The sequence below is a fragment of the Sporomusa sp. genome, assembly GCF_035561255.1.
GTDB lineage: Bacteria > Bacillota > Negativicutes > Sporomusales > Sporomusaceae > Sporomusa.
Genome location: NZ_DATMXX010000308.1, coordinates 1 through 12,738, shown reverse-complemented (window position 1 = coordinate 12,738; position 12,738 = coordinate 1). Strand labels below are relative to the sequence as shown.

General features: G+C 45.4%; 10 protein-coding genes. 6 read left to right on the top strand and 4 right to left on the bottom strand.

The genetic code is table 11. The annotated features are described in order from the left end of the window. Nucleotides 1-483: 483 nt before the first annotated feature. Together VN379_RS16725 and VN379_RS16720 are read left to right on the top strand one after the other, a co-directional pair. Nucleotides 484-2,211, top strand: a complete 1,728-nt coding sequence (locus tag VN379_RS16725) for an ABC transporter ATP-binding protein (protein ID WP_325535885.1) — start codon at nt 484-486, stop codon at nt 2,209-2,211. Nucleotides 2,212-2,213: 2 nt separating this feature from the next. Next, nucleotides 2,214-4,043, top strand: coding sequence for an ABC transporter ATP-binding protein (locus tag VN379_RS16720; protein ID WP_325535887.1), 1,830 nt, complete (start codon nt 2,214-2,216; stop codon nt 4,041-4,043). 136 nt (nt 4,044-4,179) lie between these two features. Here the strand turns inward: VN379_RS16720 and VN379_RS16715 are convergent, their stop codons facing one another. Both VN379_RS16715 and VN379_RS16710 read right to left on the bottom strand, forming a co-directional pair. Next, complete coding sequence (locus VN379_RS16715; RefSeq protein WP_325535883.1) at nt 4,180-7,323, bottom strand: multidrug efflux RND transporter permease subunit; 3,144 nt, start codon at nt 7,321-7,323, stop codon at nt 4,180-4,182. 14 nt (nt 7,324-7,337) lie between these two features. Beyond that, nucleotides 7,338-8,480: an efflux RND transporter periplasmic adaptor subunit gene (locus VN379_RS16710; protein ID WP_414715010.1), complete on the bottom strand. Its 1,143-nt coding sequence runs from the start codon at nt 8,478-8,480 to the stop codon at nt 7,338-7,340. 175 nt (nt 8,481-8,655) lie between these two features. Between VN379_RS16710 and VN379_RS16705 the strand changes: the two genes are divergently transcribed. Further along, nucleotides 8,656-9,498, top strand: a complete 843-nt coding sequence (locus tag VN379_RS16705; protein ID WP_325535880.1) for a MerR family transcriptional regulator — start codon at nt 8,656-8,658, stop codon at nt 9,496-9,498. A 56-nt stretch (nt 9,499-9,554) separates the two neighbouring features. Here VN379_RS16705 and VN379_RS16700 read toward each other — a convergent pair whose 3' ends face one another. Beyond that, nucleotides 9,555-10,307: a DUF169 domain-containing protein gene (locus tag VN379_RS16700; protein ID WP_325535878.1), complete on the bottom strand. Its 753-nt coding sequence runs from the start codon at nt 10,305-10,307 to the stop codon at nt 9,555-9,557. Between the two features lie 263 nt (nt 10,308-10,570). Here VN379_RS16700 and VN379_RS25180 point away from each other — a divergent pair, with 263 nt between their 5' ends. From VN379_RS25180 to VN379_RS16690, 3 genes are all read left to right on the top strand, one after another. Next, a complete protein-coding gene (locus VN379_RS25180) occupies nt 10,571-10,750 on the top strand; it encodes a hypothetical protein (RefSeq protein WP_414715009.1) in 180 nt (59 codons plus the stop codon). Between the two features lie 45 nt (nt 10,751-10,795). Next, nucleotides 10,796-11,122, top strand: a complete 327-nt coding sequence (locus tag VN379_RS16695) for a multidrug efflux SMR transporter (RefSeq protein ID WP_325535876.1) — start codon at nt 10,796-10,798, stop codon at nt 11,120-11,122. Nucleotides 11,123-11,317: 195 nt separating this feature from the next. Next, complete coding sequence (locus VN379_RS16690; RefSeq protein ID WP_325535875.1) at nt 11,318-11,899, top strand: TetR/AcrR family transcriptional regulator; 582 nt, start codon at nt 11,318-11,320, stop codon at nt 11,897-11,899. Between the two features lie 221 nt (nt 11,900-12,120). On the opposite strand, the gene VN379_RS16685 is transcribed toward VN379_RS16690, so the two are convergent. Next, the gene (locus tag VN379_RS16685) at nt 12,121-12,546 is read right to left on the bottom strand and encodes a hypothetical protein (protein WP_325535873.1); all 426 of its coding nucleotides are present in this window, start codon (nt 12,544-12,546) and stop codon (nt 12,121-12,123) included. Nucleotides 12,547-12,738: the final 192 nt, after the last annotated feature.

Here is a 12,738-nt window from a genome sequence, read left to right as displayed (position 1 = left end):
GTTATAGATATTTAGAGCAGCATAAAAACATCAACCAAAAGGATGCGTAGGAACTGCGCATCTTTTTTTAGCCTCTTTACTGACCCAAGTCGATTAGAAAGTATTCAAACTACACCAACGTCTGCTGTGACTACAACAAATACAGCTTACACTTAGCGCAGGCGTTGGAATAATTACGGAGGATGTTACCAATGATAAAAAACAAACCACGCAAGGCCAATTTCAATACCGCCCAGGCCGATTACCAGCGCTATTATAACCTGTATGCGAAAACGCCGTTACCAAATAACAGCTGGTAAGTGCGGAAGCCCCGTAATGGCGAAGTAGTTGCTCACCTGTAAATAATAGATCACGCCCAAATATCGTGGATACATTGTCAGCGTTCTCATGCTCCTTCCGGCAAAGCCGCCAGCACCGCATCCAGGGTAGTCAGTAGGGTACATGGCCAAAGATCAGTTAAACCACTTGAAGGAGGTTTTAACTTTGGTAAAACTATTTAAATTTATAGCTCCATATAAAAAGAGCGTTGTTGCAGTGCTATTGTTTTTGTTTTTACAGGTGCTAGGGACTTTATATATTCCCACACTGACCGCAAGTATTGTAAACAACGGTATTGTGCCAGGTAATATGGATTATATATTGAATACCGGCGTGCTTATGGTACTGGTTGCAGCATTAACAGGAGTACTTGCGATTACAGCCACCTACCTATCCACATCACTTTCAGCGGCATTGGAGAGAGATATTCGCAACGCCCTGTTTAAGAAATCCCAGTCTTTTTCAGCAAATGATTTTAATCAATTCGGGACAGCTTCTATGATTACCAGAAGCACCAGCGATGTTATTCAAATACAACAGGCATTTAGCATGCTGATGGGAATGCTGCTCCCCGCACCGCTCATGACGGTTGCCGCGCTTTTCTTAGCCTTTGCAAAGGACCGTTTTTTGGCTTTTGTCATTATTGGGATTATGGCTTTGATAGTCATATTTGCAGCCATAGTTAGCAAAAAGGCCATGCCTCTGTTTGCATCACTGCAAATTCTAATGGATCAGATCAACCGTGTTCTCCGGGAAAATATTATTGGTGTAAGGGTCGTCCGGGCTTTCAACAGAGTTGACTACGAACGCCGGCGCATGAATAAGACCTTCACTGATTACGCCGATACTGCAATCAGGGTAAACAAGATATTCGCCCTGGCGATGCCTGTCATCATGACCATGATGAATCTATGTACGCTGCTCATCATTTGGTTTGGCGGGAAAAGGGTCAGTTCCGGTTTGATGCAGATTGGCGACATCATGGCGTTGGTGGAATACTCACTGCTCATCCTGTTCTATCTGATTATGGGCGTCATGGTATTCATGATTATCCCGCGGGCGCAGGCATGTGCCGCACGTATTCATGAGGTGCTTGATTTTAAGCCTGAGTTTGCTGATCTGCCGCTGATCGGTCAGAAGTTCGAACGCAAAACAAAGCTTGAATTCTGCAATGTGACCTTCCGGTATGCTGGCGCTGAAGAAGCCGTACTGAGCGATATCAGCTTCACTACTGACGCAGGGCAGACAACAGCGATTATCGGCGGAACCGGTTCGGGAAAATCCACGGTTGCGAGCCTGATTCCCCGCTTTTATGATATACAGAGCGGAAACATCCTGATTGATGGGATAGACATTCGAAATTTATCGCAAAGCGAGTTAAGGGATAAAATTGGCTATGTCCCGCAAAAAGCATTTTTATTCAGCGGCACGATCGCCGATAACCTACGGCACGGCAGGAAAAACGCAGCCCTTGCAGAGTTACGCCACGCAGCTCAAATTGCACAAATTGACCACTTTATCAGCGGACTTGCCAAGAAGTACGACTCTCCTGTTTCACAGGGAGGAAGCAATTTCTCCGGCGGGCAAAAGCAACGGCTTGCCATTGCCCGGGCAATCGTCAAAAAACCGGGTATTTATGTCTTTGATGATAGCTTTTCCGCTCTTGATTTTAAAACAGATGCAAAGCTGCGGGAGGCTTTGCATCACGAGGCGCGTGATGCCGCTGTTATTCTGGTGGCACAACGTATCAGTACGATCATGGATGCGGATCAGATTATCGTGCTGGATAACGGACGCATTGCAGGCATTGGTACCCATCGGGAGTTGATGGATAGCTGCTTGGTATATCAGCAAATTGCTAACTCTCAGCTGAGCAAGGAGGAACTGGCGTGAGCATGGAAAGAGATACCCTTGAAAACGATGTTCTCCACTCTCCAGACAACAGGCCCTCAGAAAAAGCGAAAAACGCAAAAGGTACTGCGGCTCGTCTGCTGAAACAATTATTCCAACAGAAATGGAAATTGATCGCGGTCTTCGTCAGTGTCCTATTCAGCTCGGCCTTTACCCTTGCGGCGCCCATGGTAATTGGTCAGGCGATCAACCTAATATATGAGGGTATTACTTCCGGTCGTGCTTTCGAAGTTAATTTCAGCACGCTGGGCAGTATTATACTGACACTGCTGACTCTGTATCTTTTTAGTGCAGTATTCTCCTATGTACAGCAATTCATCATGGCCGGCGTTGCACAAAATCTCGCTCTTGCCTTGCGGGAAAAGGTCAGTGAAAAATTAGCACGACTCCCGCTCCGATACTATGACCAGCATAAAAAAGGAGATATCTTAAGCCGGGCAACCAATGACCTGGATAAGGTTGCCGATACGCTGGAAGATGGCTTAATGCAGTTCTTCAGTGCTACGGTAAGCATTATTGGTGCCTTTGCGCTGATGCTGGTGATCAGCCCGCTGCTGACCCTTATTGCGCTGGGGACAATCATTGTCAGCATGACAGCTGCCACCTTGATCGCGCAAAGAACGCATCGCTATTACACTGAAAACCAGAAAGCCCTGGGAGAAATGAACGGAACGATTGAAGAAGCTTTTACCGGCAATCATGTCATTAAGGCTTTCAATATGGAGCAAGATACAATTCGTAATGTGGAAGCGCTCAATCAAGCCCTTTATAAAGCCGGCAGAAAGTCGCAATTTATCACCTATGCGGTAGACCCGGCGATTCGTTTGTTTAACCAAACCGGTTATATCTTAATTGCTGTGCAGGGAGCACTTTTGGTAACCCAGGGAAGAATATCCATTGGCAATATCCAGGCTTTTTTTCAATATGTAAATCAAGCTTCGGAGCCGCTTACGCAAATTGCTCACATTTTTAATTCCATGCAGGGAGCCATTGCGGCGGCCGAACGTGTCTTTGCCCTTCTGGATGAGGCGGATGAAGTTGCCGCTCCCCAAAAACCGCGTGAAATCGCTTCTCCCAAAGGAAATGTTTCCTTTGAGCATGTACGGTTCGGGTATCATGACAGTGCCATTTTAATGAATGATATTAACTTCCAGGTAAAGGCCGGTGATAAAATTGCGATAGTCGGCCCCACCGGTGCGGGAAAGACAACACTGATCAATCTTCTGATGCGGTTCTATGAACTGCAAGGCGGAAGAATAACCATTGACGGGGTGAATATTACCGAAATGAACCGAAGCGGGCTTCGTTCCCTGCTTGGCATGGTCTTGCAGGATACCTGGCTGTTTGGCGGAACCGTTGAGGAAAACATTGCCTACAGCCGGGAAAATGCAACCCAACTGGAAGTGATGCAAGCCGCCAAAGCTGCCAGAGCGGACCATTTCATCCGTACACTGCCTGCTGGCTATCAAACGGTCCTGGATGATGAGGCGTCCAATATTTCCCAGGGACAAAGACAGCTGCTCACCATTGCCAGAGCCATTCTTGCTGACCCTGCCATCTTGATATTGGATGAAGCTACCTCCAACGTAGATACACGTACGGAACTTGAAATTCAAAAAGCGATGGCCACGCTGATGAAGGGCAGAACCAGCTTTATTATTGCCCATAGGCTCTCCACCATCCGTGATGCCGACCATATCCTGGTGATGAAAAGCGGCACGATTATTGAACAGGGAACCCATACCGAACTGATGAAACAAAACAGCTTTTACGCAGATTTGTACAATAGCCAGTTTGCCTCAAATGCGGTTTAGAGCCGATGTACAAAGATCAAATCCGGTGGCGTAAAAATTAACAAAAACATAAACCCATTGTTGTCATTGTCGAGATATAGAACAACTCACCTGACCGTTATCAGGTGAGCTGTTCTCAGCATAAATGAATAAAATATCAACTGGAGTAGTTGGCCGCTTTCTTTTTCTTCCCAGGCAATTTAGCCACAATCCATTCCACAACCACAAATAATACCGGGATGAGAAAAATACCAAAAGCCGTAGCGATCGTCATCCCGCCAACAACCGCAGTACCCATCGCCTGCCTGGCACCAGCACCGGCGCCACTGGCCAGCGCCAGCGGCAGGCAGCCAATAATAAAAGCGAAAGAGGTCATTAGAATCGGCCGCAGCCGCAAAGCTGCGGCTTCGATCGCGGCTTTAACCGGTTCCATCCCTTTATCCACCCTCACTTTAGCAAATTCCACGATCAAAATAGCATTCTTGGCGGCTAAACCGATCAGCATGATCACCCCAATCTGCATATAGACACTGTTTTGCAGATTCATAGCATATTGAGACAATAATGCCCCGAAAATGCCGGTTGGCACCGAAAGCATAACAGCATACGGAACGCTCCAGCTCTCATACAGCGCCGCCAGGCATAAAAAGACAAATACCAGGGCCAGCGCCAGAATCTGCATGGTTGTGCTGCCTGCCTTCTTTTCCTCCCGGCTTTGCCCGGTCCATTCCACATTAAAACCGGCAGGCAGTGTTTCTTTGGCCAGTTTCTCCATAGCAGCGATGGCTTGCCCCGAACTGTAGCCTTCGCCGACGGAGCCGTTGATCTGAATGCTGCGCGCAGCATTGAAACGGGAAATAATGGACGGCCCTGTAGTCAGCTTCGGTGTTAACAAGGTATCCAGCGGAACCATGGCGCCATTCGCGGACCGGACATAGATAAAACGCGTCATGTCCGCTTCATTGCGGAACATCGTATCGGCCTGCATAACCACTTTATAGGTACGGTTAAACATGTTGAAATCATTCACCTGGGTACCGCCAAAATTGACTTGCAAAGCCGTGAATACATCGTTTAACGCAATACCCAGATTTTTTACTTTTTCCCGGTCAACTTCGAATTCATAGCCGGGAGAATCACTTTTATAGGTAGAATATACTGCAGTCACTTCCGGCAGCTGATTGGCAGCAAGGACAAACTTTTTAGTAATCGCATCCAGTTCCTCCTTGCTGTGACCGGACATATCCTGCAGTACCATCGTAAGGCCGCCGACCATACCCAGACCTGGCAGCGCCGGCATGTTAAAGGCCATAATCGAAGCCTCCGGAAAAAAGTCTGCTTTGCCCTGCACCTGGCCGATAATGGAATCGATCTGAGTGGCAGGGCCATTGCGGCTGCTCCACGATTCGAGGCCAACAAACAGAACTGCCGTATTGGCTTTGATACCATTTCCCAACAAATCAAAACCGACAACAGAAATGACCTGATTAACACCTGACAATTCTCTGATTTCTGCAGCCAGCCGGTCGGTTACCACTTGTGTCCTGTTCATACTTGCACCCTCCGGCAGATTGACAACCGTTGCAAAAAAACCCTGATCTTCATCAGGTATAAATGTCGTCGGGACAACTTTGTATAAGTACACCGTTCCCACCAGGATGATTAACAAGAAAATACAACCGTATTTTGCTTTGGCGATTAATAATTTCACTGTTTCACTATACGCCCTGGTAGTCCGGTCAAACCAGTCATTAAATTTGTTAAACAAATTGCCCAAAATACTGCCCTTTGCCTGCTCTTCATAGGGTTTTAATAACATGGCGCACAGCGCCGGGGTCAGCGATAAGGCGACAAAAGCGGATAAAGCCATCGATACCGCAATCGTTAAGGCAAACTGGCGGTAGAGAATGCCCACCATACCGCCGATAAAAGCAACCGGAACAAATACGGCGGCCAGCACAAAAGCAATAGCAATAACCGGGCCCGACACTTCGTCCAGTGCCCGTTTCGTGGCCTCCACCGGTGTTAGTTTATTATAGCGGATGTGATGCTCAACTGCTTCAATAACGACGATGGCATCATCCACAACCAGGCCGATTGCCAGCACCATTGCAAACAGTGTCAGCGTGTTGATTGTAAAGCCAAGCATCATAAAGGCACCAAACGTGCCAATTAATGATACGGGAACGGCCAGCATCGGGATCAGTGTTGCCCGCCAGCTTTGCAGAAAAATAAAGACAATGATCATAACCAGGGCCATCGCTTCAAGAAATGTTTTAACTACCTCTGTCATGGATTCCGAAATATAATCGGTATTATCAAAAACAGACCTATATTTCATATCCGGTGGAAAATCGGCTGCCGCTGCTGCCACTGCCTGCTTTACCCCTTTAATGGTATTCATTGTATTGGCATCACTGGTCAGTTGAATGCCCACCGCAAGCGTATTGGCTCCATCCTGTTTTGCGGAATAGTTTAAATCTTTCCCGCCATTCTCAATTCGCGCAATATCCTTCAGATAAACAAAAGAGCCATTGGGCTGGGCCTTCACGATAATATTTTCAAAATCGGCGATACTTGTTAAACGCCCCTGTACTCTCGCAGTATATTGAAATTCCTGTTTTTTGGGTACAGGCATAGCGCCGATTGTACCGGCCGGTGCCTGAACATTCTGTTCCTTGACGGCCTCAATCACGTCAGTTACCGTTAACCCCAGTTCTGCCATGCGATCCGGATTAATCCAGATGCGCCGGGAAAAATCCGCCCCCAGCATCATGACATCACCGACACCATTAACCCGCTTAACAGCATCCTTTAAATAAACATTGAAATAATTAGTTAAAAAGGTACTGTCATAAGTGCCCTTGGGCGAATAGAAGCTTAACATCATAGCCATGTCAGAAGATGCTTTTCTGGTGGTAATGCCAGCCGCAGTTACCTCGGCCGGCAAAGAGGCATTGGCCTGGGCAACACTGTTCTGTATCTTAACGGCAGCGATATCACCATCGACTCCCAAATCAAAGACAACCTCCAGACTGTAGGCACCTGAGTCATCGGAATTTGAACTCATATAGTTCATACCCTGTACACCATTTATCTGCTCTTCCAAAACCTGGGCTACCGTCTGGTTGACCACCTCGGCGTTTGCCCCAATATACGCTGCCGATACCGATACAGTTGGCGGCTGGATTTGCGGGTACTGGGCGATGGGGAGATTCAGTCCGGCAATCGTTCCTGCCACTACAATCATAATGGCAATAACAATTGCAAAAATCGGCCGGTCTATAAAAAATCTAGCCATGATTATTCCACCTCCTAGGAGTTAATGGTCAACGCCAACTCTGCCGGAGTGACGATGGTCACATCAAGCGCCATACCCTCCTGAACCTTTGTCAGTCCTTCAACAACAACTGTGTCATTCACTGTTAATCCTTCTTTGACCAGGTAGTAACTACCCACCTTTTCCCCCAGAATGACCGGACGTGGCTCAGCTTGCTTGTCGGCATTGATAACCATAACAAGCGATTTGTCCAATATCTGCTGCACAGCCCGCTGGGGAACCAGCACTGCATTTCTTATTGGCATACCGGCGATTTTCACCCTGGCAAACATGCCCGGGATCAAGATTCCATCCGGATTGGCAAAAGAAGCTTTTAATGTCAGGGTTCCGCTATTGTTTGCCAAGCCTTTATCGGCCTGCGTTACTTTCCCACTCAGCGGATATATTGCACCATTGCTTAATGTAATCGTAACGTTTTCGCCCCAGCCGCTGCTGGCAACATGGTTTTGTGAAACCTGCCGCAAGGTAAGGTATTCATTTTCACTCATATTAAATTGTACAAATACCGGGTCCAGATCGCTCACAGTGACTAACGTAGTACTCCCCGCCTGCACATATGTGCCCATACCGACATCGTTTACATCAATGCGTCCATTGATCGGTGAAACAACCAGGGTACTGTTTACATCATCCTGCGCCTTTTTTACCAAGGCACGGTAGGAAGCCATGACAGCTTCATTCTGGCGCTCGGTCGCTTTCTGGGTAGTCAGACGCTGTTCCGGGATAGCGGCCGCATCCAGCAAATTTTGATAGCGCTCGGTATCAATCCGTGAGTTTACCCAATTTGCCTCGGCTTGTACCAGCTGCGCCTGAGCAGAAAGTAATGTGCTTTCATATTGGATGCTGTCGATGCGAAACAACGGCTGCCCTGCTGTAACCATATCCCCGCCGGCAATCATTTTTTCGACAATATTACCTGATACGCGCGCCTGAATTTTAACTTCATTTTTCGCCTGCACCTGACCCGCATACTCATTGGGTAACTGTATATCCTGCTGGATGACCTTTACAGCTTTAACCGGCACTGCTTTTTTCTGTACAGTCTCCTGCGAACCGCCACAACCGGCAATAAGCAAAAGCATCATCACCGCACTCACTCCTGCCCAGCAGCCTCTCATCCTTTTTACTGAAAACACGGCTTTTCAACCTCCTGTTTGCTTAAATAAAGGAAGAGCAGCCTTGTTTGTGCCGCTCTACCAGCTTATCTGTCTTCTCCCAGAATTGACCATTTTTGCTTTATTATGCTATTATAAAGTATACAGTAACTGAATAGTCAAGAGGAGAAGTTTCACTATGAATGAGTTTTTACAAAAACAGTTTACTACCGGCCAATTTGCCGCTATGTACGGTATTAATAAGCGAACCCTGATGTATTATGACAGCATTGATTTATTTAAACCGGCTGTGGTGAAAGAAAATGGCTACCGTTATTATACAATTGCTCAAACTACATTGTTTGATGCGATTCAGTTGCTGCGCAAGCTCCGTGTACCATTGGAAGATATAAAAAACCAATTGACACACTACACCCCGCAAAATTTGCTGGAATTTCTTCATAAACAAAATCTAATGCTGGAACAAGAACTTGCCGAACTTCTATGGCTGCAAAGAGTGGTGCAAAATAAAATTAGCATCATGGAAACAATCCAAACAATTGATCCTGCTAAAATTGAAATTTTGGAACTAAACGCCCAGGCAATAGTAGTCAGCAAAACAATTTCCGATATGCCGGTTGAAAAAGCGATGAAAGTACTCACCAATTTTATGTATGATTGCTATCATACCCACAGCTACAGCGGCTACCCAGGCGGTTATATGCTGGCGGCAGAACATTTACAGCAAAAAAATCTCAACGAAAACTTCCTCAACCAGATTACCCACTGTTTTTACCCTGTTGATGAAAAAAAAGCCCACTCAATAAAGTGTGCCTATAAGCCTGGTGGACGTTATCTTGCAGGCTATTATAAGGGGGACTGGCCACAGATAAACCAGGCATTTCAACAACTTGTAGACTATGCAGCCGATCACAGGCTTACCTTCACCGGACACGGTTATATCGAAAGCATCCTTGATGATATCGCAACCTCCGGCGATCCGTTCTATTGCGAAGCCCGCATCTCAATTTTACTGGAATAAGCCAACATGCTGCAGCACGAAAGCAATAAGGGCCCGCGAAATTGGCGGGCCCGCCATCAGCCTTTTCGCTGAATGCGTTCAGCTACTTTATTCCATTCATGTTTATCAAGAAAACTGCCTGGTATATTATCTTCCATTTCCCTAAGCATGGCGTACGGCATACTGAATGATAGCAAATCGGCGTCGATATGAGGACGTGCAGATATATCCAACATCCCAATAACTGCACGGGGGCGTTCCTTGGATGCCTCATTCCAGGCAAGCAGGCATGCACTCATACAGCCTGCCGCAAAGGGTGCAACAACATTGTCATAACCAGGACGACCATAATTGGCTAAAACAACAAGCGCAGTCAACTGGTCAGGGTTGGCATAAAACACAACCACTTTCGGTTCTTCTTTGGCAGCATCAACCTCTGTCAGCGGTGTAAATACAACGTATTGCTCCGGTATACTAACGAGAGGAACTGACCCCATCCAGTCTTTTGCCAGTTCAGGTGTTTTTTTGAAGGCCTCCGGCTCCGGTATTCCGTCTACCGGGGGTAATCCCTCTTTTCCTGTTGACAGAAAATACTCAAAGCCCTCCGAGAACTGATTTTTTAGTCCTAAACCGATTCCGCCCCCCTCACAGCCAAACGTAGTACGGCTGAAAACGACCCGGCGCCCCTTGGCAGCTGCTGTTAGCATGGCTGCAACACACCCCCAGCGTCCTTCCGTAAATTCCAGAGCACTTTGAGGTTTCTCGTTAGTAAATAGAATGGCTACAGGAGAATACTTGAGTTTTAGCCTCTGCGCAATTTCACTCTGCATAACTGATTGCCTCCTTTTTTTGAGTTGACTGTTCCAATTGACACAACTGTTTGCTTAAGTTAACCCCCTCCCGTGTAATATGTCGACCCATCATTGACCCGGGTCAATTGAGGAGTAAAAAAAATGCGTAATTTCTTACGCGCCCCTTCATCCCCAAACCACCAAGATTGACCCGGGTCAATTTAATTTTAAAGAAAGAATATCTGTATTGTCAAGAAATTTTTACGGAATGGATGACTATTTAATACAAGGTTATATTAACGATGTGGAATGTGCTGCCAACGAGGATTCATGGGAAAAGGAGAAAGTGTTTACAAGTATTACACGCTCATATTGAGAACGATCATATTGATCCAACCCTTTCGACAGTCATCAGACTTGCGGTTGATGGCATGTACTTCAATCAGCTACACGGAATAAACTTAAGCTTAAGATGCTCGTGAGAAAGTTTTAAACTACTTAATTTCTTTAACTAAGGAGGAACTTCAGTGAACCCCTATGTTTTATTAGGCATAGCAATTGCCTTTGAAGTGTTTTCAACGTCTATGCTTAAAGCCTCAGCAGGTTTTACTAAGCTTATGCCCAGCCTTGCTTTTATAGTAGGAATGGGAACTTCATTTTATACAGTCGCCCAAACTATGACTGTTATTCCATTAAACATCGCTTATGCTATCTGGTCGGGATTAGGAACGCTTTTGACAACATTGGTCGCCATTTTGATTTGGAAAGAGTCTTTCAACATTTACACCGGTATCGGGATAGCCTTAATTATCAGCGGCGTAGTTTTACTTAATTTGAAAGGTCCTGGTCATTAAAAATCGAACTTATGGGGCTTGGCCAATTTTTCTCGACAATGTGAACAATTTTTTTTATAATTATTATTGACTCAGGTCAATTATTTTAAGTAATGACCAGCCTTACAGCCTTTGTTCGCTTTGACAATAACCAATTAGGAGGTGCTTTTCATTACAAGAATCATAAAAGAAGCTGAAGTCCGGCGGACCGAACTAATGGATGCAGCACTGGAGCTATTTCGTTTTGCCGGTTACCAAAAAACCATGATCATTGATATTACAAAAAAAACCGGCGCCGCAAAAGGTACCTTCTACCATTATTTCCCTTCCAAAGAAGCCATTCTGGAGGCAATTTGCACCCGCTGGGCAACCGAAATGGCCACTTCCTTCATGTTGGAAAGCCGCCAGCTCACGACTTTACCCAAACTGCAATTATTTATTACACGCCTGTTTCTTCCTACTCAGCTTAATATTCTTTTTAAAAGGCTGTGGGATGAAGAACAACTCAATTTATATTACAAAGCCTGGAGAAACCTGGTCGAAGAAGTCTTTAATCCGCTTATCGCTGACATAATTCAACAAGGAAATCAGGAAAAAACCATGTGTGTGGCATACCCGCAAGAAACCATTGCTTTTTTCTGGAGTACACTAAGTTGCATCTGGGAAGCCATTTTTTTTCAAGAACCGCCTGTAGCTATTGCCATCAAGGTAAAACTGGCCGAATCTCTCTTGGAACGAGTCTTGGGGATCAAGGAAGGTGCATTCAAAATAACATTGACCAGCTATGAGATTGCATAAGAACTACGCATCTTTTTTCTATATGAATCAACGCTGATTTAGGAAAAATGTTAATTCTCGTTGATAACAGACGGTGGTAGTGTCTTTTGAAAGAATTCGACACTACCACCGTCCGCTTGTCATGTCCTGCTATTATCCTTCTTGCTCAAACCTAATTTGAGAATATTCTTCTAACAATTAAAGGATGCTTAGATATCTGCCAAATCCATAATAAGATTCATTTAACGATAATAGATGTGGCCATCTTTGTATAATGCCTGATTCTCGTTTGAACCCGGCCAGCTATGATCGTGCCTATGCCAACCATTTCTATAATCATATCTAGTACCAAATCGAGTGTCAAACCTAATTCCGTTGCTGTACCGGGTAACATATCCAGCATTACTGGTTCTGTTACTGTTATTGTATCGAGTATCATAGTGCGATTTGTCATTAAACCTAGTATCATAGTGAGATTTGTCATTAACCCTAGTATCATAATAAGCAACGACTCTTTGTTGGTCTATATTGACAGGATTTGCTGCAGCAAAAGTGGTAGCCGGAATTGCCGCCCCGGCTCCTGTCAAGAGAGCGGCACCCGCTAAGGCTACGGCATAATTTTTGTATTTGCGGCGAAGCATTTTTCTTTTAGATATTTTTCTTTCCATATATCCACCTCCTTTTTTTTTAGTTTTCCATAATCACAACTCGATCATCCATGGAAATTTAACCTTTAATATGTATCAATTTTTTGATTGCCGTCGCTAACCATATTGACGATTATGCAATTTCTGTACTTTTCGATACTGGAAACACTAAGCTACATGCTCATCCCTCACAATATCCGCTTATTTAATTAC